Source organism: Haloarcula sp. K1 (assembly GCF_001647155.1).
GTDB classification, from domain to species: domain Archaea; phylum Halobacteriota; class Halobacteria; order Halobacteriales; family Haloarculaceae; genus Haloarcula; species Haloarcula hispanica.
Genome location: NZ_LRHL01000043.1, coordinates 454979 through 479185, shown reverse-complemented (window position 1 = coordinate 479185; position 24207 = coordinate 454979). Strand labels below are relative to the sequence as shown.

The window sequence follows — 24207 nt, the reverse complement described above, 5'->3', positions numbered from 1 at the left end:
GTACACCAGAGCGATAGCTGGCTAACCGATGAGCGACGGAGAACACGCACTGGTCGATACGAAGGGGAAGTTCGTCCAGGTCGTCTCGGACGGGCGCAAGCGAAACGACATCGAGTGGCTACCCGGTCGGATACTCCTCTCGAACAAGCGTCTCGTCCTCGCAACCAACGACGGCAAGCGGACCATCCCACTGTCGAAAGTCAGCAGCGTCACGGCCAGCCAGATGAACCAGCCCCTCGCACAGGTGGACAGCTACGTCAAGGTGCAAGCCGGCCGGAACGTGACGCTCATCTCGGCGAAAAAGGCCGAGGAGTTCCAGGAGAAACTCTACAGCACGCTGCTCGACCAGACCGTCGTCCTCGTCAACCACCCCGCAGTCAAGGGTGGTGTTGTTCAGGACGGCGGCTGGGAGAAGGGGCGACTCAAACTCGACGGCGACTGCATCAATCTGGCCATCGCCAGCGGTACGTTCGTCGAACTTGACATCGACGACGTGGGGACCGTCGAGGCCAAGGAGAAGACGATTCGGGGCGACGAGCGACCGTTGCTGGAGGTCGAACACACCATCGAAGGGACCAGCGTCGAGACTCACATTTCGGGGACGCCACGTCACGTCTCGCTCATCGAGGGACTCGTCCGGCAAGGTGAGCAGCGCAACATCGCCGACGACGTGGACCTCTCGGATAAGGAGACGCAGGTGCTGATGGCGCTGTACTCCGGCATCTCGCCGTTCAAGATTCCGGACTTCGTCGATATGGAAATAGAGGAAGTCGAAGCCGTGTACGACCGGTTGATGGAAGCCGATATCCTCGAACCGGTCCGGACACGCCGGGAGGTCCAGCTTGAGGCCCGCGGCCGCTCAATCGCGAGCGATGCGATGGCTGACCAGTAACCGTGACGCTGAGACGGTGCGACCGGGACGGACGGTTCGACGCGTTTTTGAAGCGCGGTTGATTGAGAACAGGTATGGCAGAATTCACGGTCGCCGTCTCCGATCCGGAGGACGGCCACACCTACCAGATCGACGTCGACGGACAGGACGCAAACCGCTTCATCGGCCGCGAGCTCGGCGACGAGGTCGACGGCGGCGCTGTCGGCCTCGATGGCTACACGCTCGAACTGACCGGCGGGTCGGACACCTCGGGCCGACCGATGCGACCCGACGTTCGCGGCGTCATGACGAAAGAAATCATGTCCGACGGCGGCGTCGGCTTCAAACCGACCACCGACGGCGAGCGCAAGCGCATCACCGTCCGCGGCCGCGAGGTCAGCGACGACACGCGCCAGATCAACGCGAAGATCACGGCCCGCGGCAGCGACGACGTGGCCGAACTCCTCGGCGACGACGACGAGTAAGTCAGTGCCGGACCGCGTTCCCAGTGACCACGAAACCGTCGAGACGCATCGCGTTCCCGTCGAGTCGGTCGGCCGAACCGACCGACCCCGGGTCGTGCTCCCGGACGAACTCGATTTCGACGACGGCGACACCGTCCGCCTTGCGCTGGACGGCGACCGGTACCACGCCGTCGTCGAGACGAATCTCGACGGCGAGCCGGTGCTCTCACACGTCGCCGACAACCGCCGACTGGCCCGCGAACGGGACGGGACGAACCGCCTCGCGGAGTGGGTCGCCGACGGCGAAGTCTCGCTCGGCGGGTCAGCACATCTCGACGTGGTAACCGACGGAACCGAGTACGGCCTCCGAACGCCGGGCAAGCGCGTCGTCTATACGGCGACCGGCGGGCCGGACGCCTCGCTGTCAGATATTGCTCGAAACCTCGACAACTGACGCCGTTAGCCCCCGTTCTCCCGAATGAAGCCGATTTTTGCTGCTGATACTCGCGCGAAACGCTCAATATCAGTGCTGCTGTACATCGGGTAACGGACGAATGTCGGAATCAGTGATCGCGGATTTCGTCGGCAAATTCAACTCCGAAGTGGCCGGTCGGGGCGACCCTATCAGGGGTCGGATCGTCCTCTCGCAAAAGCGGCTGGTACTGGCCGCAAGCGAGGACGACAAGCTGACGATCCCGCTGGACTCGATTTTCGACATTGCCATCGGGCAGGTCCCGCCCGACCTGGGCGATTTCTTCGACTCGACGGTGACGATCGCCTTCGAACACAGGGGGAAGCGGCTCGTCGCAGCCATCGAGGCTGGCGACGAGAAGATCGAGAAGTTCGGGACAGTGCTGTTCAAGGCTGTCATCAACGGCACCGAAACGACGGTCAAAGAGCGCGCCCGCGTCGGTGGCCGCGTCACCGACGAGTCGTTCAAGACTGCGAAGCTCTTTCTCACACCCGGTAACGTCGAGTTCCGACGCAAGGACGGATCGTTCAACGTCGATCTCAAAACGGTGTCAGACTTCGACCGGAACACGCGGGAGATCAACGGCACGGGCCGGCCGGTGCTGACAGTCCGGCACATGAAAGACGGGACGGCCATGACGACGCTGGCCGCGATGGCTTCGAGTCGAAAGATGTCGATCCTCGGGCGCTATCTCCGCCGCGAGTACGCCGAGCTCATGGAGGAGCTCAAAAACGTCGAGCTCACGAAGGACAAGAAGGAGGTGCTGGTCGCCATGTACTCGACCGGCGACATGGACGGGATGCCGCTAGCGAGCATTCTCGGCAAGGACTCCTCACAGGTATCGATGATTCTCCAGGACCTTGCCGAGGACGGCCTCGTTCAGGACGCGTCCGACGGGCCGACGCTCACGCCGACGGGCAAGGTCGTCGCCAGCCGCCACCTCGAAGACGTCAACGCCTGATACGGATTGTTGTGGATTATTTCCGGATAGTGCCGATCACGGGGTCGACACATACCGGTAAATCGCTACAACAATCCGTATGAGGCGGATTGTCTACCCGTTTACTCCTCGGCCGCGACAATCGTACTGACTCTGGCATTCTCTTTGAGCTGTAGCCCCGCGCCGCCGACCGATAGCGGCACGCGCGGGAGCGCGTCGACGTGCAGTGTCGAGTGCGTCGCGCCGCGTTCGAGCAGTTCCGTCCGCGGCTGGAGCGTCACCGTCGCCGCGCCGGTCAGCGATTCGTTGTACTCGACGAGATACTGGCCGGCCCGCAGCGTCCACCACTCGTAGTCGTCGTCCGGATTCCGCTTCTCGCTCGAATGGGGTGTGACGCCGGCCGCGTCGAGTTCGCCGCCGCCGAAGTCGATCCGCCCCGGCTCGACGACCTCGTACACTTCGCCGACGGTGAGGTCGAACCCCGGGCTGTCGGTCTGGGTCGGTTCGTGGACGATATCCGTGACGTACTCGCCGAAGTCGGTCATGGACGACGATACCAGACGAATGAGCCTAAAAGTGAGGCTGGAAGGGGCGGCGACACAGCGCGTCTCGTTCCCGAGCGGAACGCGGCACTTTTGCCCGGCGAGTGACTCTCCCCCTGCATGACCAAACACACGGAGTTTCTGGCGGGCGAGCGGCCTGAAGACGTGCTCTTCTTCCTGCACGAGGACGCCGTCTCGAACCCCGGCGCGCTGGCCGAGTACGCCGACGAAGTCGAGGACGGCCACGTCCTCGTCCTGCCGGGCGACGACGGCCGCAGCGCGTTCCAGTCGGCGACGGGCATCGACCCGATGGGACTGGCTCAGCAGGCGATGGGTACGGAGGGCGACATCAACGACGACCTGACCGGCGCAGTCTGTCCGGTCGCCGAGGAGGAACCGGAGAGCGACCACACGACCCGATTCGTCTTCGCCTTCGCCGAGGAACAGAACGAGGACGTAGGCGGGCTCTACGCCGAGGGCGACGTGGTCCACGCCTACGCGGTCTGTGCCTGTGGAGAACGGTACAGCGACAAGTGGGTCGTCGGGGAGTAGTCCCCGGGCCTACAGCAGGAACGGTTCGGCAAGTCTGACAAGCAGTGCCTTCGGCAGGCCCGTCACGGGGCCGCCATCGTGTGAGTACGACACCCCGACCTCATTGCGGGTGACGCCGTGCCGGAGGTGCTGGATGCCGTCAATCATGAACCAGCAGCCGAGAAGCGCCCCGGGGACGACGACCCACGTTAGGCCGGCGGCCGCGACCGTGTACGCCACGAAGCCGAACACGAGGAGCCCGAACACCATGTGGTCGGCGTAGTCGCCGACAGTGGCCTGGGCGGCGTCGGCGACGAGCCAGACACAGAAGGCGAGCGCCGCTGCGACCGCAGCATACCGTACCGAGCCGTCGAGGACGTACAGCGTCACGCCGACGGCAACGGCGCTTCCGAGTCGCCGTCGCACAGCTGTTTCGCGCGCGATTCGCGTGTGGAGGGTCTCGGACATCACCCGGCAGTGACGACGGAGAGATAAATCAACGTTGTGTCAGGGGGCGAGATACCGTTCAGTTCGTTCACGGGCCCGCCTATCGGTCGGTATCGACGCCTTCCACTTCTTCCTCGGGCAGCCGTCGGAAGGCGTCCACGATAGCCTGTTTCGCCACGGCCCCTTGCGTCGTCCAGTGGTGGGCGTAGTCCATCATGTCGTCGTAGATGTCGGGCTTGCAGCCCGCCGCCTTCGGGTGGCCGCCGCCGTTGACCTGCTGGGCGACCTCGTGGGCGCGCTCGAAGTTATCCGTCCCACGAATCGAGGCGGAGCCGGCGGGCTTGACGATGACGGCGGCGTCAGCGCCCTGCTCGCGCAGCGCCTCGGCGACCTCGTTCTGTGAGCAGCGGCCGTAGGTGACGCCGACCGTCCACTCGCCGACGTCGCGGAGTTCGGCCCGCTCGACGGCCTTCTCGATGAGCGCCTCCTTCTCGACGCGCTTCTCGTCGAGGAACTCGTGGAACTCCGGCGAGAGGTCGGGGCCGTGGTCGCGAACCGCCTCGATGTACTCCTCGGGTTCGCTCCAGTACGAGAGGTCCGCGAGGTCGTCGCTTCGGGGGTCGTCGCGGATCCAGAGGTCGTGGTCGCGGGTGACGGCGGCGAGGTCGGCCCACTGCTCGTCGAAGTCGTAGTCGAGTTCCGAAAGCGCCACGTCGGCGGTACACACTTCCTCGCTGTCCCCGACGGTGCGCTCGACGCCGGCCGCGTCGACGTCGTCGGCGAGATCGTCGGGCCACTGGTGGTGGTCGAACCAGACGACGCGTTCGACGCGCTCGATCAGCGAATCGAGGGGGGCGATGTCGGATTCGCGGTCGGGACAGAGGTCGCAGATGAAGACGGTCGCGTCGGGGTCGGCGTACTCGGCGGTCCATTCGAGCGCTTCGGTGAGTTCGTGTGGGCCGGCAGGCAGCAGTGCGCCTTCTCCGTGGGCCTCGCGAATCAGTGCGGTACAGGCCAGTCCGTCTGCGTCCGGGTCGGCGATAACAATGACACCGGCGTCGTCCAGCGTCTCGGCGGCTTCCGCTTCGGCTTGCTCTTCCTCGTAGGAATCCGGGATAAAGAACCCCTCGCCGGGGAGTACGGATTTGCGGCCGATAGAGAGACGGTCGTCGTCGATGAGCCAATCGTCCATGCCCCAGCAAGCGGGCGGGGCGTCAAGAAGCCGTCGGGTTCCGTTACACGTCCTCGCGCTCGGGGTTTGGCTCGCCTTCGAGCTGGCGGACCGTCAGCACCGGCATGGGGGCCTCCCGGATGAGTTCCTCGGCGACGCTTCCCAGCAGGAATCCATGTTCGCCGTGGCGGCCCCGAGTCCCGCTGACGATGACATCGGCGTCGTGTTCCGCCGCGTACTTGCAGATTTCGTCGGCCGGGTCACCCTCCCGGACGGCAGTGACGAGCTCCTCGTCTGCCTCGGCGTCGGCGGCCTCCAGAATGAACGAGAGGGCGCGGCCGCCAGTGGTCGCCAGCGCGCGCTCCAGCGCCTCGCGAACCTCTTCGGGAGTCGTCTCAACCTCGCCGGTGTCGACGACGTACAGCCCGTGGACAGTTGCGTCGAAGCGCGCTGCCAGGTCCAGCGCCGCTTCGACGGCCCGCTCTGCGCTGCCGGAGCCGTCCGTGGCGATGACCACCGTATCGAACATACACCACGCATCGAAGCCGCGACTAAATACACTGTTGGTCACGGCGAGGGACGCTCCGGAGGACGCCACGGGGTCGGCACGAACCTCGGTGGATTTTTGCCGGCCGGGGCCGCACTGGCGAGTGATGGACATCGACCTCGTACTCGCGCCGGTCGACGGCAGCGACCAGTCGGAACGAGCGGCCGAGTACGCGATCGCCGTCGCGGAGCGGTACGACGCCGATCTCCACCTGCTGTTCGTCATCGACGAACGGCTCCACCAGGATATCGACAGCGGCGACGTGAGCGCAACCGCGATCGCCGAGGAGCATCGAGCGTTCACCGAGAGCATCCGGGAACGGTTCCGCGACGTCCACGACGGCACGTTCGAAACGTCGTCCGCGACCGCGTTCTCCGAGACACGACTGATGCAGACACCGGGCAGCGTCGTCCTCGACGTAGCGGAGGACGTCGACGCGGATTTCATCGTCGTCCCGCGCGAGGAGAGAAGCGAGGGCGAAGAGGCCGTCGGGCGCGCGGCGATCTACGTCATCGAGTACGCCAGCCAGCCGGTGCTCACCGTTTAGAGACGGATCGCCATCTCTATCTCGAAGCTCTCGGCGCTACTGATCTCGAAGCCGACCTTCTCGTACAGCGATATCGCCGGGTCGTTCCACCGCTCGACGGTGAGCCAGACGTGGTCGATGCCCTCGGCCTGACCGTGACCCAGCAGCGTCTCGACCAGCGCCGTCCCGATACCAGCGCCCTGGTAGGCCTGTAGCACGAAGATAGCGAGTTCGTGCTCGTCCTCGTTGTCCGGGACCAGCGTCGCGTGGCCGGCGACAGTGTCGTCGTGTTTGGCGACGACGTTGACACAGTCGCCGTCGAGGATCGTTTCGAGCCACTCACGGATCGCTTCCTCTTTGACCGGCGGGATACCCTGCGCACGGTCGGCAGGGTCGAAATCGAGATACATCTCGACGAGGCTCTCCGTGTCGGCGTCGTCGGCGGGAATGACGTCGATGGGACGGTCCTTGCGGTCGGTGATCGTCCGCGGCGGCTGTGGGAACTCTTCGGCGGGTTCGTCTGGGTACGTTCGAGTCATCGGATGAGAGTCACTGGCGTCTGTGCGTTCAGCAGGACGAACTCGACGATGGGACCGAGCTGTATCTTCCCGAGCGGCGAGCGGCCGCCACCGCCGAGGACGATCCTATCGAACTCCTCGCTCTCGGCGATGTTCACCAGCTCGCTGCCCGGAGAGGTGCCTTCGACGTGGCGGATCGGCGGCTCGAGCCCGCTTTCGTCGATATACTCCTGTATCCGCTGCTGGACCGTTTCGAGGTCGGCGTCGATGTCGCCGTTTTCGAAGACAGCGACGGTCAGCTCGTCACCTGTTTCCGATACGCGTTCGAGTGTCTCGGTCAGTGCCTGGTAGGACAGTTCGCTGCCCCCGACACCGAGCAGTATTTTCATAGTCGGGCCATGCATGGGAGCGGTAAAAAAGCCACCCGGCTGAACTGTCGGTTGGAGACAATGACAGCGGGGCGGCGGCGATACCCTTTTTCACCGCGGGCACGCATTCCCGGCTATGACTGAGGGCGCACCGCCGGACGAGACGGACGTCGAGGCGGCAGACGACGGATCAGCCGGACACCAGCCGGACGACCCGGCGGCCGCGGATGACGGGGCCGACGACGGCGACACCACGGAAAGCGGCCCCGCCGACTCGGCCACCGAGGAGACAGCACCGGCTGAGTCAGCCAGCGAGGCGACGGCCGCCACAGCCAGTGACGTTCCGTCCGACGTCCGGAAGTACGACCGCTTCAAGAAGATCGAGGGCGGGACCTACGACCGCGCGAACGATTTCCTCCGGGACCGGACGTACATCACCGCCCGCGAGTGGGCCATCGCCCGCCTCTGTGCCGACTTCCGGACCGAAACGGGCGTCGAGATGACGAAGATCGGGGAGAACCTGCCCGAACTCGTCCCGTTCATGACGGACACGTACACGCCACAGGCGGTCAATCAGGCCCGTGCGGCCTTCGAGGACAAGGTCCGGAAGGCCGGGGCGACCTTCCTCTACGGCGCGATGTGTGACTTCTTCACCGCCGAGGACCTCGACGACGTGATGTACGAGGCCACCGAGGTCGCGAAGTTCCTCCTCGAAGTCGAGGGCGTCGACCTCGCCGTCGAGGACGAGATGGAGGCCGAAGACCGGATTTCCTCGGTAATGCGGGAGGTCCGCGAGCAGTCCGCGGCGCTGCGACACGACGAGGTGTGTTGTCCGGAGTGTGGGAATGAATTCCAAGTCGACGAGTAGACACGGCTGAGATGGACGGTATCGACCCCGACACACAGCCGTCGATGTCGGTCCACGAAGCGACACAGAAAGTGCTGCGGACCGACCTCGCCATTGGCATCGGCGGGGCGGTGCTTGGCTACGCGGAGGCGGGGACAGCACTGGTCGACGTACTGGCGGTGGTTGTCGGGTTCGGACTCCTGACGGGGATCACGGTGGCTGTCGTCGAACACGACGCGGTCCCGGGCGTCTACCCGGAGGTCGCCGCACTGGCGGCGTTCATCGTGCTGTCCGGGGCTGTCGCCGGCCTCGTGACGCTTTCCGAGGCGTCGGTGACACTCGTACTCGCGGCCGTTCTCTCGGGCTTCGGTGTCGGTGTCATCGGCAACCGACTGCTCTACGGGATCGTTTTCGGCGTGCCGGCATACCGGCTGACCCGAGTCCGAGAGACCTCGTAGCTAAGCGGTCTGTGACCCGTCCGGAACCAGGTTTCACTCGGGGAAGAACGGTTCGGGGTCCTCGTGGGAGACGGTGACCACCTCGTCGTCGGTGAGCGGTCGGATGTGTGAGTAGAGTCCGTGGTCGGCGGCGACCTGCGAGAGGTCCGCGCGGTCGGTCTTGTCGTAGTACAGCGGCACGAGCACGGCGAGGTCGTCGCCACATTCCAGCGCGACGAGCAGGAACACCATCCCGTCGTCGGTCGCCCGGAACACCTCGCTGCGCTCGACGGTGCGGTCTTCGAGCGCGTCGGCGACCCGCCGGAACTCGTCGCCGGGAACCACGACATCGAAACCGAGCCGCCGGGTCTCCGGCTCGTATTCGCCAGTCTGTTCAGCCATCGTTCGCGGCTCGCCGGTCAGTACCGCCACGTCTCCGGGGTGGAGTTCGATAGCCTCGCGCCCGTCGTCGCGGTACTGTGTCGCCGTGGCCGCCATGTCCTCGATGACCTGCTCCCAGTGACCGACGACACGGTCGAAGGGGTTAGACTCGGGGTCGACAGGGTCGTTCATACGTCGAGTGTGGCGGCGGCCGGGATAAATTGTTGGTGGGCCAGTGGCACAACAGTTTTACTGGTATTTTGAGAAGAAGGCGACAGATGCGCGACCTCTTAACATTATCTGACCTCCGAACCCAGTTCGAGACGGACCGCGGCACCGTCAAAGCCGTCGACGGCATCGACCTCACTGTCAGGGAGGGCGAAACCGTCGGTCTGGTTGGCGAGTCGGGATCAGGGAAATCCGTCACAGCGTTATCGGCAATGGATATCGTCGACGAGCCCGGACACATCGCCGGCGGGGAGATCCGGTTCGGCGCGCTTGAGACAGTCACACGGCTGTCTCGGCAGTATCCGAAGGCAGTACGGACGGCCGACAGCGACAGCGGTTTCATCACCATCGACGCGGCGACGGTCGACCGGAACCGTGTCCCCGACTCGGTTTCGACGACGGCTGACGACAGGACGCTCGCCGAGCAGTTCATTCGGAAAGCTCCGAAAAAGGCCCTTCCGGAGGGCGGCGACGCGCCCGTCACGATCACCGACGGCTACGTCGACCTGACGGCAGCCCCGGAGCGGGTGATGCGGGACATCCGCGGCGGCGATATGGGGATGATCTTCCAGGACCCGATGACATCGCTGAACCCCGCGATAACGGTCGGCGAGCAGGTCGCGGAGAGCCTGCGCCTCCACCGCTACGGGAGCAAGCGGAACGACTCGTGGTTCAACGCCGTCCGGGAGATTACGCCCTCGCTCAGCCGGGGCAGCGAGATGGACGAGGAGATCCGGTCGGACGTTATCTCGCTGCTGGAAGAGGTCGGAATCCCGGAGCCGGCCGACCGCGTCGACGAGTACCCCCACGAGTTCTCCGGCGGGATGCGCCAGCGCGTCCTCATCGCCATCGCGCTGGCGTGCCGCCCGAAGCTGCTCGTCGCCGACGAGCCGACGACGGCGCTCGACGTGACTATCCAGGCACAGATTCTGGACCTCATCGACGACCTCCAGGCGGACCTCGGGATGTCGGTCCTGTTCATCACGCACGACCTCGGCGTCGTCGCCGAGACCTGCGACCGCGTCGCCGTGATGTACGCCGGCGAAATCGTCGAGGAGGGGCCGGTCGAGGAGATATTCCAGAACCCGTCACATCCCTACACGTACACGCTGCTGGAATCGATACCGGGCGAGGGAACGGAGCGGCTGACTCCAATCGAAGGAAACGTTCCCAGCCTCATCGACATGCCCGAAGGGTGCCACTTCGCTGACCGCTGTCCGTGGGCCGAGCCCGAGTGTCGCGAGGGCGAAATTCCGTATCTCCAGCACGGGCCGGACGACGTCACCCACCGCTCGAAATGTATCCTCGAATCGTTCGATACAGACGAATACGGTACTGGCGACGCCGGCGTCGCCGCGACGGAGACGACGCGAACGGACAGACAGCTCATGGAGGTCGACGGGCTGAAAAAACACTTCTCGCGGGCCGACGACCTGCTCGACAAGTACATCGGGCGCGAGCCGGAGTCGGTCAAGGCCGTCGACGGCGTCTCGATGGATATCTACGAGGGCGAGACGCTGGGGCTCGTCGGCGAGTCCGGCTGTGGGAAGTCGACGACTGGCCGGACCATCCTCAGACTGCTAGAACCGACAGACGGGACCGTGGTCTTCGCCGGCCAAGACCTCGCGGACCTCGACAAGGATGGCCTGCGGGAAGTCCGTCGGGACCTGCAGATGATCTTCCAGGACCCGATGTCCAGCCTCGACCCGCGGATGACAGTCGGCCAGACGATCATGGAGCCGCTGAAGATCCACGACCTGCCGGAAGACACCGGTGACGGCTCACGCCGGGAACAGCGGGTCGACCGCGTGGCCGACCTCATGGAGGCGGTGGGGCTCGATCCGGACCAGTACGACCGCTACCCGCACGAACTGTCAGGCGGACAGCGCCAGCGGGTCGGCATCGCTCGCGCGCTCGCCGTCGACCCCGATTTCATCGTCTGTGACGAACCCGTTTCGGCGCTGGACGTGAGCGTCCAGGCACAGATAATCAACCTTCTGGAGGACCTCCAGCATGAGTTCGGCCTAACGTATCTGTTTATCGCCCACGACCTGAGCGTGGTTCGCCACATCTGTGACCGGGTCGCGGTGATGTATCTCGGTGAGGTGGTCGAAGTCGCCGACACGCCGGACCTGTTCGCGGACCCGAAACATCCCTACACGCGGGCACTCATGTCGGCGATCCCGGAACCGGACCCGACCGTGGAGGCCGACCGGATACTGCTGAAAGGCGACGTTCCGTCGCCGATCGACCCGCCGTCGGGCTGTCACTTCCGGACACGCTGTCCCGAAGTCATCCCGCCCGACATCGACATCGAACAGGAGACGTACCGCGAGGTAATGGACTACCGGCAACGGGTCGAGGACGAGGCCATCGCCATCGATGCAGTTCGGAAGCAGGCCCGAAAAACCGACAGTGCCACAGCGGCGACGGACGGTGGCGCGGACCTTACCGAGCCGCCGAGCGGCAGGGGGGAGGTACCGATGGCAGCGTTCAAACAGACGATGTTCGACCGGTTCTTCGAAACGAGCCTGACCGGAGAGAACCGCCGCGTCGTCGAAACGTCGATTGAGCATCTCGCGGACGAGGACTGGGACGCCGCCGCGTCGGCGCTACGGGATCGATTCGAAAGCGTCTGTGAGACACAGCATCCCGAACTGCAACCGGACTCCCACCCAGCAGCGTGTCACCTCTACGAACAGGAGGAGGAAAGCAGTAACTGAATAATATTACTTAGCTGCACATAACTATCAACATATATATAGCAGAATCATTGATCTATCCGGTACAATTATAATATATCTGTTTGAACAAAGTTCCATGTCATCCGGTGATTCTCTGGACAGACGGAGCTTCCTTACCGCGGCCGGCAGTGCCGCGGCAGCCGCAACGCTCGCAGGTTGTTCCGGCGACGGCGGCGATGGTGGCGGAACCGAAGGTGGAGACGGTGGCGACGGCACTGGTAGCGACGGCGGGGACGGCGGAAGCGACCAGACGCTCGTGTACGCCCGCGGTGACCACCCGGAAAACTACGACCCACAGCAGTCGACCAGCGGCGAGGTGGCGAAGGTCACCAATCAGGTGTTTGATACCCTCATCCAGTTCGCGGCCGGGAGCGGCGGCCAACTCGAAGACGCGCTCGCGACCGACTACACTCTCGAGGGAACTACCGCGACGCTGACGCTTCGCGAAGGTGTAACCTTCCACAACGGCGAAGAGTTCACCGCGTCAGATTTCAAGGCAACCTGGCAGCGGTTCACCCAGAGCGACTACGAGTACTACCTCGGCGACGATACCCGGTCGGGGTACGGTCCGTTCACGCTCGGCGACTGGATCGAAAGCGTCGACGCGAGCCAGGACTACGAGCTGACAATCGAGCTTACACAGCAGTTCGCGCCGTTCCTTCGGAACCTCGCGATGTTCGCCTCGGCAGTCCTCTCGAAAGCCCAGATCGAATCGATGGGCGACAATCAGGCCGACCTCGGAAGCGAACCCGCGGGCACCGGGGCCTTCCAGTTCGATACGCTCGACAACCCGAACGAGCGCATCCGACTGCGGGCCAACAACGACTACTGGGGCGACGGCCCGAACGTCGGAACGGTCATCTTCAAGACCATCACCGAAAACAGCACGCGAGTGCAGGACGTCATCAACGGGGCCTCACACATCACAGACAACCTCGACTCCTCCGGCTTCCAGCGCGCCGAGGAAAGCGGGACGGCGACGCTGTTGCGGAAGGACGGCATCAACCACGGCTACATGGCGATGAACATGGCGCGGTTCGAGCCGTTCCGGGACCGGCAGGTCCGCCAGGCCATCGCCCACGCCGTCAACACCGAGGCCATCGTCAACCAGATCTACCAGGGCTTTGCGACCCAGGCCTCCCAGCCGCTCCCACCGGACGTGCTCGGGCACAACGACGACCTCGATCCGTATCCGACGGACAAGGAGAAGGCCCAGTCGATGCTCGAAGAGGCGGGCTACGGCGACGGCTTCGAGTTCGAACTCGCGACGTTCTCGAACCCTCGCGGATACAACCCCAGCCCGGTCAACACGGCGAACCAGGTGAAGTCTGACCTGGAGGAAATCGGTCTGACGGTCAACATCAACCAGTTCTCCAACTTCGGGCCGTATCTGGACTACACGTCGGCCGGGAAACACGACGCGTGTTTCCTCGGCTGGTACACCGACAACGCCGACCCGGACAACTTCCTGTACGTCCTGCTGGACCCACAGGTCGAGATGGACGCCGTCCCCGACGGGCAGGACTGGGTCAGTTTCGACGCCGACGGGTACAACACCCTCAACGTGTCCGGCTGGGCCAACGCCGACTACATGGAACTGGTCCGGGAAGCCCAGAAGACCTACGCGGAGAGCGACCGCGAGACGATGTACGAAGAGGCCAGCCAGATAGCCTACGACGAGTCCCCGTGGGTGTTCATCGACTACGCCGAGACGCTCCGGGCGGTCAACGAGGCTGTCGTCGAAGACACCTACACGATCAGCTCCGTAGGTGGCCCGTATCTTAACACAGTCGAACTGCAGTAGCGCTTCAAGGGAACTTCCGAATGAACTGGACACAGTTTCTTTTCAGGCTGGCTGAGCCGGTGGTACCGCCACGGTTCGTCATCAAGCGACTGCTGTTGCTCATCCCGGTGCTGTTCGGCGTCGCGTCGGTCGTCTTTGCGATCCTCCACCTGGCTCCGGGCGACCCGGCTATCATTATCGCCGGCCAGCGAGCGTCGGCCGAACAGCTCGAACAGATACGTGTTGAACTGGGACTTCGGCGGCCGCTCTGGGAGCAGTACCTGACCTTCCTGTGGGACGCAGCACGGTTCGACTTCGGACAGTCCTACAGCATTAGCCGCGGGAACAGCGTCCGCTCGGTCATCTCCGACCGACTGCCGATCACGCTCGAACTCGCGATTTACGGCCAGGCAGCGGGTATCCTGCTCGGACTGCCGCTGGGCATCATCTCCGCGGTCAAGCAGGATTCGCTGACGGACCACGTCACTCGGATCGGAGCACTGACGGGTATTTCCGTCCCGATATTCTGGTCCGGTCCGCTGCTCATCCTGCTGTTCTCGACGTACCTTGACGTGTTCCCGACCAGCGGGCGTATCGCCTCAACGCTATTTCTGCCCGACACCTGGACGCTGCTCGGCCGTGAGCTGCCCCTTACCGGGATGATAACAGTCGATACGATCCTGCTCGGGAACACCGAGGCCTTCCTCTCGGCGGCGCATCACCTGTTCCTGCCGGCGGTGGTCATCGGCGTCTACTCGACGGCACTGATCTCGCGGATGATGCGCTCCTCGATGCTCGAAGTCATCCGGCAGGACTACATCCGGACCGCGCGGGCGAAGGGTCAGGGCGCGAAAATCACGCTGATGAAACACGGCTTCCGGAACGCGCTGATTCCGGTCGTCACCGTCATCGGTATCCAGTTCGGGACGCTGCTGGGCGGGGCAGTCCTGACCGAGACCGTGTTCGGTATCAACGGGATGGGGCTGACTATCGTCACCGCCATCGGCGTCTCGGACTACCCGGTCGTACAGGGAACGGTGCTCACCTTCGCCCTGCTGTTTACGCTCGTGAACCTCTTCGTCGACGTCACATACAGCTATCTCGACCCACGGATTCAACAATGAGTACGGACACCGAGACACGGGGCACGCTGGGACGCCTGCGGGCGTCCCCGTTCCTCGCCGACCTGCTGACGAACCGCCTCGCCGTCGTCGGGCTGACGATTATCCTCAGCATGGCCGCTGTCGCCATCTACGCCCGCGTGACCTACGACTTCGGCGCGCTTACGAGCTCGCAGCTCGGCACCGAAATCGCCGACCGCGCGCCGCCCGGCTGGCTCGGTCCCGCTCCGGCGAACCAGCAACTGTTCGGCACGGACGCGGCGGCCCGTGACATCTACAAGCGGAGCCTGTACGGTGCGTGGTTGGCCCTGAAGTTCGGGACGATCACGGTTGGGACCTCGACGACCGTTGGTGTCGGCCTGGGGATTATTGCGGCGTATTACGGCGATGTGACCGACAACGTCATCATGCGGACGATGGACGTGCTGCTGGCGTTCCCGCCACTGTTGCTCGCCCTCGCGCTGGTCGCCATCTTCCCACGGGACCTGGGGCTCTGGCGGGCCGTGGTGGCGCTCGTGCTGGTGTACACGCCGCGGTTCGCCCGGGTTGTCCGCGGTGCCGCGCTCAAAGTGCTCGAAGACGAGTACGTCGACGCCACAGTTGCGCTTGGCGCGACCGACCCGCGAGTTCTCGTCCGGCACATCCTGCCGAACACGCTCGCGCCGATTACCGTCCAGTCCACGCTGAACTTCGGGCTCGCCATCATCGACCTCGCGGCGCTGTCGTTCCTCGGGTTCGGTGCGCAGGCAGGGACGCCATCGTGGGGCCTGATGCTATCCCGCGGTGTCGAGAACGGCCTCCTGACCGGCGAGTGGTGGCTCTCCTTCTTCCCAGGGCTGTTCCTCGCAATCACCGTGCTCGGGTTCAATCTGCTCGGTGACGGGATGCGGGACGCACTCGATCCGCGGATGCGCGACGCGATCGACTGATGGCCCAGAGCGGTGACCCACCCCGACTCCGGCAGTACGTTGCGGCCCGGGCACGACTGGTGGGGAGCGGCCTGGTCGTTGGGCTGGTACTTGGCGGCCTCGGAACGGCGGGCTGGACGCTCTACACCGGTGATGCACGGTCGAGTGAAGCGACGGTGTTCGCCATCGGTGCGCTCGTGTTCGGCTTCGGCCTGCTGGGCTGGTCGGGGTCGATACTCGCCGGCCGCGGCATCGAAGCCATGCAGGAACACATGGACACGCGAAGCAACTGGACCGAACGCGACTCCCGGCGGGCGATGGCCCGACTCTGTGGCGGTGGCGGCGGAATAATGGTCGGGACCTCAGTCGTCGCGGCGTTACTCTAGCCGCTCGCTGTCCGCGCCGCAGACGTTCTCGCCCTGATGGTCGTAGAACACGTCTTCCTGCGGCGTTGCATCGTCAGCCAACGCGTCGCCGCGCTCGTAGACGACCGTCCCCCGGACCATCGTCCATTCAGGGAACACCGCATCGTGGCCCTCGAACGGCGTCCAGTCGCATTTCGAGTGGAGCGCCGCACCGCTGATCTCACTCGTCTCGGTCGTGTCGACGAGCACGAGGTCGGCGTCCTTGCCGGCTTCGATGGCACCCTTCTGTGGGATGTCGAACACGTCGGCCGGGTTGCGTGCAGTGAGGTCCCGAACGCGCTCGTAGGTGAGCCCGCTGTCCGGGTCCCGGGCTTCGGCTAGTAGGAGCGGGAGGACAGTCTCGACGCCGGGAACACCCGACGGCGCGTCCCAGATGCTGGCGTCTTTCTCCTCGCGGGTGTGTGGCGCGTGGTCCGTCGCGATCATGTCGACGGTGCCGTCGACGACACGCTCGTAGAGCTTCTGGCGGCGCTTCTCGCGGCGCAGTGGCGGATTCATTCGCCCGAACGTCCCCAGTTCCGAAAGGTCGCGCCGAGAGAGCAGCAAGTGATGGGGCGTCACTTCGGTCGTCATTCCGGCCTCGCTGGCGATGTCGACGCCCTCCGGCGTGGAGGTGTGAGCGATGTGAATGGTCGCGTCGTGTTCTTTCGCGACTGTACAGGCCCGCTCGACGGCCTCCGCTTCTGCCTTTGCGGTCCGGAACGCACTCCATGCGTCGGCGTCGTCGCGAGCCTTGGCATCGTCGTTGAAGTAGTCGGCGTCCTCGGCGTGGACCGTGACCGGCACGTCGGTGTCAGCAGCGGCCTCCAGCGCGTCGGCGAACAGGTCGGCCTCGATACCCATGTCGCCGGTCGAATCCGCGAGGAACACCTCGCCGAGTGCGAACAGGCGACGGCGCAGGAGGACGTTCGGAATCCAGTCGGCCGTGACGCCGCCGTTGATACCCCAGTCGACGACGGAGTCGGCGGCGAACTCGGCTTTCTGGTCGAACGCCTCACCGTCGACGGTCGGCGGGTCGGTGTTTGGCTGGTCGACGACCGTCGTGACGCCGCCGGCCGCCGCCGACCGTGATCCCGTCTCCCACGTTTCCTTGTGCGGGTAGCCGGGCTGGCGAAAGTGGACATGAGCGTCAATCATTCCCGGGAACAGACGCTTGCCAGTCGCTTCGATGACGTGCTGGTCGGATGCGTCGAGGTCGCGGCCGACTTCGACGATGGACTCGCCACGCACCCGGACATCGCGTTGATGGCCGTCCGGCAGCGTCGCGTTACGGATGAGCATACGCCCAGTCGGCCGGGCGCACCCCTAAGTCTCTCGGATAGCGCTCACCGACACGTCGGGGCCGTCAGCCAGCGACCGCTCCAGCGCCACGATAACCTGTTCGGGGTCGTCGGTTCCCCCAGCGTTGGCGACGCTCCCGACGCTCTGGGGGTCGAACGGGACATCGATTGCCTCGTAGATGGGAGCCAGCACCTCGGCGATAGCCTCGTGGTCCCGAACGACGACGATGCCGCCGACGACAGCGACGGACTGGCGGACGCGCTGTGCGAGCCCCGCGATTTTGCCATCGGCCTGCAGCGAGTGGCTCCCCGGACAGAAAGAGGCGTCCGGTTCGCCCGTCCGAGCGGTGACGCCGCAGTCGTCGAGCGCGCGCTTCACAGCGGCTTTGGCCCACTCGTAGCGGTCATCGATAGACCCTCGCGGGTCATCGGTCGGGACGGCAATGGAAAACGAGACAGTCGACCCGGTGTAGGCGACGGCGCGACCCCCCACGGCGCGCTCGATGACGGTGTAGCCCCGGTCGCGAGCGGCCCGGCGCGCTCGGTTGTAGCCGTCGCTGTTCGTGTCACGGCGGCCGAATGCGACCTGTCTGTGCGGTCGCCAGGCTCGCAGGGCTGGCTCGCGGTCCTCGGCGACCGTCTCGGCCATCTTGCGGGTCCGCTCGAAGTCAGTTTCCGGGTCAGCGGTGCGACCCCGTAGCAGACGCATAGCGGACCGTACGGCCCCTCGGGCTTAAAACGGTCCGCCGGTCAAGCAGATACCCCTCAGCGGTGGATAGCGAACAGGCGACACATGGCCGTCGCGGCGGGACGTGTCGCGCTCCCGCTGCCCCCGCCGCGGTCGTCGTCAGCGCACACGAACCGGTGGCCTCGGCATGGGTCTTGAACTCTCGGGCGACAGAGCCATACCGACACACGCCTAATCGCCGCCGATGGTCGTCACGATACCGCGAGGCGTACTCTTTCAGTATTACCGCTTTTCCCTGTACAACTCGCCGTTCGACGCCCACGACAAGGGGTGTGCCATCGACCTCTACCCAGACGGCGAGCGCGCGCCGTCGCCGGTCGCCGGCGAAGTGCTGGACACGAAGACGGTGCAGGCCCCGCCGAAGGCCTACGCCGCCGAACACGACCATCTCATCCTGATCGACACCGGCGACACTGTGGCTCGGCTGCTGCATGTCGACCCCGCCGTCGAACCCGGCGAGACGGTGGCCGTCGGCGACGACCTCGGGGAGCTGGTCCGGGCGGGCTTTTTCGCGCCGTGGGTCCCGAACCACATCCACCTCGGCTTCCGTGATCCCGACGCGAACCCCTACCGGGCGTCGGGGTCGCTGCCGGTCGACGTGGCTGTCGACGTGACGCCGCTTTCCTGGGACGGGACCGGCACCGTCGTCGCCGGCGGCGAAACGTGGGTCCGACTTGACGAACCTGCTCATCCGGCACCTGGTGAATCCTTCGTCGGCATCGCCAACGACGCCGACGGCGGCGATTCCGGAGTCCTCGACGGCGGGCTCCCACACTACTCCGGAGGCGGGCTGCTGGGCCGTGACGGAACCGACGCCGCAGCCCTTGCAGGCCAGCACGTCGGGACAGCGGACGGCCGCACGGTCACATGGGACGACCTGACCGTCCTGGCAAACGGCGAACCGATAACCGGCATCGCGCTGTTCTGTGGCCGCGAACGCTTCGGCGCGAAGCTCGTCGGTGAGACCATCGACCTCGCCGTCGGTGACGAGGTGCAGGTGACTATCGAGCAGGCCACGACCGGTGACGAGGCGTCTCTGTAACTACGATTTGTCGTACCGCTCGGGATGTGCGCGGAAGTCCAGGTCGTACTCGGGACCTTCCTTGACCTCGGCCATGTCGCCGCGAATGGGTCAGCCCCCATCTCAGGCGAAGGCGAGTTCGCCCCGGTCGGTCAGTTCGCCGAACAGCCAGTCGGCGTGATCTAGTGCGTACTCGCGGTGGTCGTCCTCGATGTAGCCGACGGCGTCCTCGACGAGGATCGGGCGGTAGTCCCGCAGGCCGGCGCTAGAGGCGGTGTGGAGCACGCAGACGTTCGCGAGCGTGCCACAGATAGCCAGGTCCGTGACGCCGTGGGCGTCGAGCCATCCCTCCAGTTCCGTCTGGTAGAAGGCGTCATAGGTGTGCTTGACCACGGTCAGGTCCTCGTCCTGCGGGTCGAGGTCCTCGACGAGTTCGGTCTCCCAGGAACCTTCGACGACGTGTTCGCCCCATCGGTCGAACTCGTCGTAGTAGTGGGTGTCCTCGAACTGGTCGGGCGGATGCACGTCGCGAGTGAACACGACTTTCGCGCCGGCCTCACGGGCGCGGTCGACGAGTTCGGCACAGGGTTCGATGGCTGCTTCGCTGTCCGGTGCATAGAGGCTTCCATCGGGGTGACAGAAGCCGTTCTGCATATCGACGACGACCAGAGCGGTCTGTGCTGGGTCGAGTTCCATGCGGGACCTTGGGAGGGCGCGACTACGAAAGTTACTCCCACGGTGAATTTCGGACGGCGGGAACAAACACGAGCAGTCTTTCTGACCGACGAACGTTCCCGCGATTAGCGTGTGACTTTTCACTGTGGTAACCCAGCGTAAAGGTAGATGCGCCGCCCTTTCGCCCTCGTCGTTCTCTGTGCCGTTGTGCTGTTACTGGCGGGCTGTCAGGCACCCAGTGCGTCGCCCGAGATGGAAACTGGTGGCGACGACCTGACGCCAAGTGAGCCCGCGACCGACTACGGGAGCAACGACTCCGCCCCGCCAGCGCCTGCGACGGACCGGCTGGGCTACGAGAATGGCTACTGGTACAACGAATCGCTGTCGATAACAACCGGGGACGGGCTGAACGAGACGGAGCGGGAAGCCGTCGTCGCCCGGACGATGGCCCGCGTCGAGCGGGTTCGCGGGCTGGAGTTCGAGGAGACAGTGCCGGTCTCCGTCGTCTCGCGAGCCGAGTATCGAAACAACACGGGCGGCGGCGAAACCGGCGATTCGCTGCGTCGGTTCGACAACGCGAAGTTCGAGGCGCTGTTTTTCATCGGCGAGGACCGCGACTCCATCGCCGTCCAGAACAGCAACCGCGGGGAGAGCGTGCTTGGCTACTACAGCAGCCAGCGCGGTGAAATCGTCATCGTCAGTGATTCCGAGACGCCGACGATAAGCCGGGGGACGCTGGCCCACGAACTCGTCCACGCCCTGCAGGACCAGCACTTCGGCCTCGAAAGTGACGCGCGGACGCGGGATCAGGTGCAGGGTCGAAACGGAATGGTCGAAGGCGACGCCGTCGCCGTCACCCAGACCTACACCGACCGCTGTGGCGAGGAATGGCGCTGTATCGACAGGCCCGCCCAGAGCGGCGGTGGCGGCGGCGACCGTCACTTCGGCATCAACTTCATGCAGTATTTCCCCTACAGCGACGGTCCCGGCTTGATTGGAGCCCTCCGAGAACGCGGCGGCTGGAGTGCTGTCAACGACGCCTACGACGACTATCCCGACGGGGCCGCCGAAGTGACCTACCCCGAGCGCTACCCCGAATGGGAACCCGAGTCCGTCTCGCTGGCGGACCGGTCCAGCGACGACTGGGAGCGGGTCAGACCCTCGACCGACCGGGACCGGCCCGACTACGCCGTCGTCGGTCCCTCTGCCATCGCCGGGTCGATGGCGTACACCATCGCCGATGACTACAACGAGTCGAGCGTCGTCCGGACGCGTGACGTCATCAACTACGAGGACGGATCGCTGGACAGCGACGACCCGTACAACTACGACCTGCCCGCCACCGACGGCTGGCAGGGCGGCCGGATGCACATCTACGACAACGGCGACGAGACGGCCTACGTCTGGAAGACGACCTGGGACAGCGAGGCCGACGCCCGCGAGTTCGCTGACGCTTGGGAAGCGGTCATCGCCCACTGGGGCGGTACCAGAACCGCGGAGGGCCACTGGGTCATCGAGGAAGATAGCCCCTACACCGACGCTGTCGCCGTCAGAGTCGATGGGGAGACGGTCACCGTCGTGAACGCGCCGACAGCCGACGAACTCGACGAGGTCCACGATGCGTAAGGAACTGCTCATTGCGCTGGCGGTCGTCTTGGCGGGCTGTACGGTCCCATCCTTCGGCGGCAGCGACCACCCTGCAACACCGACCGGTGACGATGCCATCGGCTACGAGAGCGGCTACTGGTACGACGACTCGGTGTCGGTGACGACCGACGACGGCCTGAACGAGACGGAGCGAGAGGCTGTCGTCGCCCGGACGATGGCCCGCGTCGAGCAGGTCCGTGACTTGGAATTCAAAGAGCCAGTCCCGGTTTCGGTCATCTCCCGGGCGGAGTACCAGAACCGGTCCGGGGGCAACGAGGGCGGCGGCAGCAGTCGTCCACAGGACCCCTGGAACGACCAGGTGTGGGAAGCGCTCTTGCTCATCGGCGAGGATTCGGGCAGCAGCGACGAAATCGACGACACGCTCTCGACGACAGTGCAGGGCTACTACTCACCGAGCGAGGACGAAATCGTCATCGTCAGCCCGACGGAGACGCCACAGATCGACCGGCGCACGCTCTCACACGAACTCGTTCACGCCCTGCAGGACCAGCACTTCGGGCTGAACGGCTCCGCGGAGACGCAGGACACGCAACTGTCACGGCAGGGCGTCACCGAGGGCGAGGCCAACTACGTCCGCATCCTCTACGAGCGCCGCTGTGGTGACGGCTGGGGCTGTATCGCGCTCCCGGACCGGACCAGTGACGACGGCGGAAGCAGCGACGGAGACGACGCCAGCCAGCAGCCGAGCTACAACGAGGGGCTGTTCACCGTCCTCTACCAGCCGTACGTCACCGGGCCGCGGTTCGTCGACCAGGTGCGCGCTGACGGCGGCTGGGACGCCGTCGACGCCCTCCACGACGACTTCCCCGACAGCACCGAGCAGGTGCTCCATCCGGAGAAATATCCCGACGAAGAGCCCGTGAACGTCAGCGTCGCTGACCGCTCGACCGACGAGTGGAGCCGCTTCGACCACGACCCGGTCGGCGACACGGTCGGGGAGACCTCGATGTACGCGATGATGTACCACAACGGCCAGACGGAGGGCGACCGCTACAGCTACGAGAGCGAGATGTCGGCGGGCTGGGGCGGTGATCTCGTCGTTCCCTACCGCAACGGCTCCGGCGGCTACGGCTACGTCTGGGAGATCCGCTGGGATACCGAGGAGGACGCCAGCGAGTTCGCACAGGCGTATCGGGCGGCACTGACCGAGGAACACGACGCCAGCCAGCCCCGGAGTAACGTCTACGTCGTCCCAGCGGACGACCAGTTCAACGACGCCTTCCGCGTCGTCCGGTCCGGCAAGACCGTCCGCATCGTCAACGGCCCGACAGTGAGCGATCTCGACGAGATTCACCAGCCAGCGGAGTCCTGAGGGCCAGTCGCCGACCGGACCGCTTTTTTCGCCACACTGAAAACACCGTGTTATGACCGAGGAGTTCGACGTCGTCTCGCCAGAGGCGATTCGCGAGGGGCGGGCGACCGACGCCTACTTCGACCGGACAATGGAGACGCTGGAACACGCCGGAAAGAACCCGGACGTGGTCGCCGAAGTGACGGCGAACCAGTTCGCGACGGGGCAGTGGAAGCTGCTGGCGGGGCTGAAAGACGCCGCCGAGTTGCTTGAAGGACGGAGCGTCGACGTTGACGCGCTCCCCGAAGGACAACTGTTCGACGGCGGCCCGGTAATGCGAATCGAGGGGCCGTACCGGGAGTTCTGTCGCCTGGAGACGGCGCTCCTTGGTTTTCTCTCGCATCCGACAGGCATCGCGACGCGGGCGCTAGAGGCCCGCTACGCCGCACCGGAGTCGACGGTGCTCTCCTTTGGCTCGCGTCACGTCCACCCGTCGATAGCGGCGATGATCGAGCGCTCGGCGCTGCTGGGCGGTCTCGACGGTATCTCGAACGTCGCTGCGGGCGAGGTCATCGACCGGGACGCTGGTGGGACGATGCCCCACGCGCTCATGATCTGTTTCGGCCGCGGTAATCAGGAACAGGCGTGGCAGGCGTTCGACGCCGCCGTCCCCGAGGAGACGCCCCGCATCGCGCTGACAGACACCTACAGCGACGAGGTCGACGAGGCGCTCCGCGCAGCGGAAGCCGTCGACGACCTCGCGGGCGTCCGACTGGATACGACTGGATCCCGCCGCGGGGACTTCCGCCACATCGTCCGGGAGGTTCGCTGGACGCTGGACGCCCACGGCCACGAGGACGTGGACCTGTTCCTCTCCGGCGGACTTACCCCGACGACGCTCCGGGAGCTACGGGACGTGGCCGACGGCTTCGGCGTCGGGGGCTACGTCGCCAACGCCGATCCGCTGGACTTCGCGCTGGATATCGTGGAACTGGACGGCGAGCCGGCGGCCAAGCGGGGGAAGCTTACCGGCACAAAATCGGTGTACCGTACCGCCGACGGCGGCCACCACATCGGCCTGGCCGACCGCGACGCGCCGGAGGACGCCGAATCGCTACTGGACCCACTGATTCGTGACGGAGACATCGTCAGGGAGTTCGACCTCGACGGGGCCATCGACCGCGCGGCGGCGGACGCCGAACGGGTCGACTACGAAGGCGCGACCGCAGCCGAGTAACGGGCGTTAAGTCTCG

General features: G+C 65.2%; 27 protein-coding genes. 17 read left to right on the top strand and 10 right to left on the bottom strand.

Annotation, left to right across the window (positions count from 1 at the left end; translation table 11 throughout):
- Window positions 1-28 precede the first annotated feature (28 nt).
- The 4 genes from AV929_RS15960 (at window position 29) to AV929_RS15945 (ending at window position 2768) form a co-directional block, all read left to right on the top strand.
- A complete protein-coding gene (locus AV929_RS15960; protein ID WP_050007267.1) occupies window positions 29-892 on the top strand; it encodes a CheF family chemotaxis protein in 864 nt (287 codons plus the stop codon).
- A 74-nt stretch (window positions 893-966) separates the two neighbouring features.
- Window positions 967-1356, top strand: a complete 390-nt coding sequence (locus AV929_RS15955; protein WP_014041350.1) for a 30S ribosomal protein S6e — start codon at window positions 967-969, stop codon at window positions 1354-1356.
- A gap of 4 nt (window positions 1357-1360) precedes the next feature.
- Complete coding sequence (locus AV929_RS15950; protein WP_014041351.1) at window positions 1361-1789, top strand: hypothetical protein; 429 nt, start codon at window positions 1361-1363, stop codon at window positions 1787-1789.
- 100 nt (window positions 1790-1889) lie between these two features.
- A complete protein-coding gene (locus AV929_RS15945; RefSeq protein ID WP_014041352.1) occupies window positions 1890-2768 on the top strand; it encodes a CheF family chemotaxis protein in 879 nt (292 codons plus the stop codon).
- A gap of 101 nt (window positions 2769-2869) precedes the next feature.
- Here AV929_RS15945 and AV929_RS15940 read toward each other — a convergent pair whose 3' ends face one another.
- Window positions 2870-3292 (bottom strand): dCTP deaminase, encoded by a 423-nt coding sequence (locus AV929_RS15940; protein ID WP_014041353.1) that lies wholly within the window; start codon window positions 3290-3292, stop codon window positions 2870-2872.
- Window positions 3293-3409: 117 nt separating this feature from the next.
- On the opposite strand from AV929_RS15940, the gene AV929_RS15935 reads away from it, so the two are divergent.
- Window positions 3410-3841 carry a DUF5807 family protein gene (locus AV929_RS15935; protein WP_064288693.1) on the top strand — a complete coding sequence of 144 codons (432 nt, stop codon included), beginning with the start codon at window positions 3410-3412 and terminating at the stop codon, window positions 3839-3841.
- 9 nt (window positions 3842-3850) lie between these two features.
- On the opposite strand, the gene AV929_RS15930 is transcribed toward AV929_RS15935, so the two are convergent.
- The 3 genes from AV929_RS15930 to AV929_RS15920 form a co-directional block, all read right to left on the bottom strand.
- Entirely contained in the window at window positions 3851-4288 is a 438-nt protein-coding gene (locus AV929_RS15930) for a hypothetical protein (RefSeq protein ID WP_014041355.1), read from the bottom strand.
- 79 nt (window positions 4289-4367) lie between these two features.
- Window positions 4368-5459, bottom strand: coding sequence for a DHH family phosphoesterase (locus AV929_RS15925; protein WP_064288692.1), 1092 nt, complete (start codon window positions 5457-5459; stop codon window positions 4368-4370).
- Between the two features lie 43 nt (window positions 5460-5502).
- Entirely contained in the window at window positions 5503-5967 is a 465-nt protein-coding gene (locus tag AV929_RS15920; RefSeq protein ID WP_014041357.1) for a universal stress protein, read from the bottom strand.
- Between the two features lie 124 nt (window positions 5968-6091).
- Here AV929_RS15920 and AV929_RS15915 point away from each other — a divergent pair, with 124 nt between their 5' ends.
- Complete coding sequence (locus AV929_RS15915; RefSeq protein WP_008307802.1) at window positions 6092-6532, top strand: universal stress protein; 441 nt, start codon at window positions 6092-6094, stop codon at window positions 6530-6532.
- Here the strand turns inward: AV929_RS15915 and AV929_RS15910 are convergent.
- Together AV929_RS15910 and AV929_RS15905 are read right to left on the bottom strand one after the other, a co-directional pair.
- A complete protein-coding gene (locus AV929_RS15910; RefSeq protein ID WP_008307801.1) occupies window positions 6529-7050 on the bottom strand; it encodes a GNAT family N-acetyltransferase in 522 nt (173 codons plus the stop codon). The genes AV929_RS15915 and AV929_RS15910 overlap by 4 nt on opposite strands.
- Window positions 7047-7418, bottom strand: a complete 372-nt coding sequence (locus AV929_RS15905) for a universal stress protein (protein WP_014041358.1) — start codon at window positions 7416-7418, stop codon at window positions 7047-7049. Before AV929_RS15905 ends, AV929_RS15910 begins: the two co-directional genes overlap by 4 nt.
- A 115-nt stretch (window positions 7419-7533) precedes the next feature.
- Between AV929_RS15905 and AV929_RS15900 the strand changes: the two genes are divergently transcribed.
- Entirely contained in the window at window positions 7534-8265 is a 732-nt protein-coding gene (locus AV929_RS15900) for a DUF5806 family protein (protein WP_008307799.1), read from the top strand.
- Window positions 8266-8276: 11 nt separating this feature from the next.
- Window positions 8277-8702, top strand: a complete 426-nt coding sequence (locus AV929_RS15895) for a hypothetical protein (RefSeq protein WP_064288691.1) — start codon at window positions 8277-8279, stop codon at window positions 8700-8702.
- Between the two features lie 33 nt (window positions 8703-8735).
- On the opposite strand, the gene AV929_RS15890 is transcribed toward AV929_RS15895, so the two are convergent.
- The gene (locus AV929_RS15890) at window positions 8736-9254 is read right to left on the bottom strand and encodes a hypothetical protein (RefSeq protein WP_014041360.1); all 519 of its coding nucleotides are present in this window, start codon (window positions 9252-9254) and stop codon (window positions 8736-8738) included.
- Between the two features lie 86 nt (window positions 9255-9340).
- Between AV929_RS15890 and AV929_RS15885 the strand changes: the two genes are divergently transcribed.
- The 5 genes from AV929_RS15885 (at window position 9341) to AV929_RS15865 (ending at window position 16232) form a co-directional block, all read left to right on the top strand.
- The gene (locus AV929_RS15885) at window positions 9341-12013 is read left to right on the top strand and encodes an ABC transporter ATP-binding protein (RefSeq protein WP_064288690.1); all 2673 of its coding nucleotides are present in this window, start codon (window positions 9341-9343) and stop codon (window positions 12011-12013) included.
- A gap of 97 nt (window positions 12014-12110) precedes the next feature.
- Window positions 12111-13838: an ABC transporter substrate-binding protein gene (locus tag AV929_RS15880; RefSeq protein WP_014041362.1), complete on the top strand. Its 1728-nt coding sequence runs from the start codon at window positions 12111-12113 to the stop codon at window positions 13836-13838.
- A 20-nt stretch (window positions 13839-13858) separates the two neighbouring features.
- Window positions 13859-14941: an ABC transporter permease gene (locus tag AV929_RS15875; RefSeq protein WP_014041363.1), complete on the top strand. Its 1083-nt coding sequence runs from the start codon at window positions 13859-13861 to the stop codon at window positions 14939-14941.
- Entirely contained in the window at window positions 14938-15867 is a 930-nt protein-coding gene (locus AV929_RS15870; RefSeq protein WP_007189332.1) for an ABC transporter permease, read from the top strand. Before AV929_RS15875 ends, AV929_RS15870 begins: the two co-directional genes overlap by 4 nt.
- Window positions 15867-16232, top strand: coding sequence for a hypothetical protein (locus AV929_RS15865; protein ID WP_014041365.1), 366 nt, complete (start codon window positions 15867-15869; stop codon window positions 16230-16232). The genes AV929_RS15870 and AV929_RS15865 overlap by 1 nt, the downstream gene beginning before the upstream one ends.
- Here AV929_RS15865 and AV929_RS15860 read toward each other — a convergent pair.
- Window positions 16224-17552 (bottom strand): dihydroorotase, encoded by a 1329-nt coding sequence (locus tag AV929_RS15860; protein WP_064288689.1) that lies wholly within the window; start codon window positions 17550-17552, stop codon window positions 16224-16226. The genes AV929_RS15865 and AV929_RS15860 overlap by 9 nt on opposite strands.
- A 24-nt stretch (window positions 17553-17576) precedes the next feature.
- Complete coding sequence (locus AV929_RS15855) at window positions 17577-18260, bottom strand: lipoate--protein ligase family protein (protein WP_050037112.1); 684 nt, start codon at window positions 18258-18260, stop codon at window positions 17577-17579.
- 223 nt (window positions 18261-18483) lie between these two features.
- Between AV929_RS15855 and AV929_RS15850 the strand changes: the two genes are divergently transcribed.
- Window positions 18484-19341: a hypothetical protein gene (locus AV929_RS15850; protein ID WP_050037113.1), complete on the top strand. Its 858-nt coding sequence runs from the start codon at window positions 18484-18486 to the stop codon at window positions 19339-19341.
- 102 nt (window positions 19342-19443) lie between these two features.
- Here AV929_RS15850 and AV929_RS15845 read toward each other — a convergent pair whose 3' ends face one another.
- Window positions 19444-20016, bottom strand: a complete 573-nt coding sequence (locus tag AV929_RS15845; protein WP_014041369.1) for a cysteine hydrolase family protein — start codon at window positions 20014-20016, stop codon at window positions 19444-19446.
- A gap of 147 nt (window positions 20017-20163) precedes the next feature.
- On the opposite strand from AV929_RS15845, the gene AV929_RS15840 reads away from it, so the two are divergent.
- From AV929_RS15840 to AV929_RS15830, 3 genes are read left to right on the top strand one after another with little or no spacing between them, the layout of a single operon-like run.
- Complete coding sequence (locus tag AV929_RS15840; RefSeq protein ID WP_064288688.1) at window positions 20164-21621, top strand: Hvo_1808 family surface protein; 1458 nt, start codon at window positions 20164-20166, stop codon at window positions 21619-21621.
- Window positions 21614-22975 carry an Hvo_1808 family surface protein gene (locus tag AV929_RS15835; RefSeq protein WP_064288687.1) on the top strand — a complete coding sequence of 454 codons (1362 nt, stop codon included), beginning with the start codon at window positions 21614-21616 and terminating at the stop codon, window positions 22973-22975. Before AV929_RS15840 ends, AV929_RS15835 begins: the two co-directional genes overlap by 8 nt.
- A 52-nt stretch (window positions 22976-23027) precedes the next feature.
- On the top strand, window positions 23028-24191 hold the full coding sequence (locus AV929_RS15830; RefSeq protein ID WP_064288686.1) for a nicotinate phosphoribosyltransferase: 1164 nt from the start codon (window positions 23028-23030) through the stop codon (window positions 24189-24191).
- Window positions 24192-24207 lie beyond the last annotated feature (16 nt).

What these genes read in the sequence shown, in the direction of transcription:
- AV929_RS15960 (WP_050007267.1), top strand. Translation starts at nt 29, where the DNA reads ATGAGCGACGGAGAACACGCACTGGTCGATACGAAGGGGAAGTTCGTC.
- AV929_RS15955 (WP_014041350.1), top strand. Translation starts at nt 967, where the DNA reads ATGGCAGAATTCACGGTCGCCGTCTCCGATCCGGAGGACGGCCACACC.
- AV929_RS15945 (WP_014041352.1), top strand. Translation starts at nt 1,890, where the DNA reads ATGTCGGAATCAGTGATCGCGGATTTCGTCGGCAAATTCAACTCCGAA.
- AV929_RS15940 (WP_014041353.1), bottom strand. Translation starts at nt 3,292, where the DNA reads ATGACCGACTTCGGCGAGTACGTCACGGATATCGTCCACGAACCGACC.
- AV929_RS15935 (WP_064288693.1), top strand. Translation starts at nt 3,410, where the DNA reads ATGACCAAACACACGGAGTTTCTGGCGGGCGAGCGGCCTGAAGACGTG.
- AV929_RS15930 (WP_014041355.1), bottom strand. Translation starts at nt 4,288, where the DNA reads ATGTCCGAGACCCTCCACACGCGAATCGCGCGCGAAACAGCTGTGCGA.
- AV929_RS15925 (WP_064288692.1), bottom strand. Translation starts at nt 5,459, where the DNA reads ATGGACGATTGGCTCATCGACGACGACCGTCTCTCTATCGGCCGCAAA.
- AV929_RS15920 (WP_014041357.1), bottom strand. Translation starts at nt 5,967, where the DNA reads ATGTTCGATACGGTGGTCATCGCCACGGACGGCTCCGGCAGCGCAGAG.
- AV929_RS15915 (WP_008307802.1), top strand. Translation starts at nt 6,092, where the DNA reads ATGGACATCGACCTCGTACTCGCGCCGGTCGACGGCAGCGACCAGTCG.
- AV929_RS15910 (WP_008307801.1), bottom strand. Translation starts at nt 7,050, where the DNA reads ATGACTCGAACGTACCCAGACGAACCCGCCGAAGAGTTCCCACAGCCG.
- AV929_RS15905 (WP_014041358.1), bottom strand. Translation starts at nt 7,418, where the DNA reads ATGAAAATACTGCTCGGTGTCGGGGGCAGCGAACTGTCCTACCAGGCA.
- AV929_RS15900 (WP_008307799.1), top strand. Translation starts at nt 7,534, where the DNA reads ATGACTGAGGGCGCACCGCCGGACGAGACGGACGTCGAGGCGGCAGAC.
- AV929_RS15895 (WP_064288691.1), top strand. Translation starts at nt 8,277, where the DNA reads ATGGACGGTATCGACCCCGACACACAGCCGTCGATGTCGGTCCACGAA.
- AV929_RS15890 (WP_014041360.1), bottom strand. Translation starts at nt 9,254, where the DNA reads ATGAACGACCCTGTCGACCCCGAGTCTAACCCCTTCGACCGTGTCGTC.
- AV929_RS15885 (WP_064288690.1), top strand. Translation starts at nt 9,341, where the DNA reads ATGCGCGACCTCTTAACATTATCTGACCTCCGAACCCAGTTCGAGACG.
- AV929_RS15880 (WP_014041362.1), top strand. Translation starts at nt 12,111, where the DNA reads ATGTCATCCGGTGATTCTCTGGACAGACGGAGCTTCCTTACCGCGGCC.
- AV929_RS15875 (WP_014041363.1), top strand. Translation starts at nt 13,859, where the DNA reads ATGAACTGGACACAGTTTCTTTTCAGGCTGGCTGAGCCGGTGGTACCG.
- AV929_RS15870 (WP_007189332.1), top strand. Translation starts at nt 14,938, where the DNA reads ATGAGTACGGACACCGAGACACGGGGCACGCTGGGACGCCTGCGGGCG.
- AV929_RS15865 (WP_014041365.1), top strand. Translation starts at nt 15,867, where the DNA reads ATGGCCCAGAGCGGTGACCCACCCCGACTCCGGCAGTACGTTGCGGCC.
- AV929_RS15860 (WP_064288689.1), bottom strand. Translation starts at nt 17,552, where the DNA reads ATGCTCATCCGTAACGCGACGCTGCCGGACGGCCATCAACGCGATGTC.
- AV929_RS15855 (WP_050037112.1), bottom strand. Translation starts at nt 18,260, where the DNA reads ATGCGTCTGCTACGGGGTCGCACCGCTGACCCGGAAACTGACTTCGAG.
- AV929_RS15850 (WP_050037113.1), top strand. Translation starts at nt 18,484, where the DNA reads ATGGTCGTCACGATACCGCGAGGCGTACTCTTTCAGTATTACCGCTTT.
- AV929_RS15845 (WP_014041369.1), bottom strand. Translation starts at nt 20,016, where the DNA reads ATGGAACTCGACCCAGCACAGACCGCTCTGGTCGTCGTCGATATGCAG.
- AV929_RS15840 (WP_064288688.1), top strand. Translation starts at nt 20,164, where the DNA reads ATGCGCCGCCCTTTCGCCCTCGTCGTTCTCTGTGCCGTTGTGCTGTTA.
- AV929_RS15835 (WP_064288687.1), top strand. Translation starts at nt 21,614, where the DNA reads ATGCGTAAGGAACTGCTCATTGCGCTGGCGGTCGTCTTGGCGGGCTGT.
- AV929_RS15830 (WP_064288686.1), top strand. Translation starts at nt 23,028, where the DNA reads ATGACCGAGGAGTTCGACGTCGTCTCGCCAGAGGCGATTCGCGAGGGG.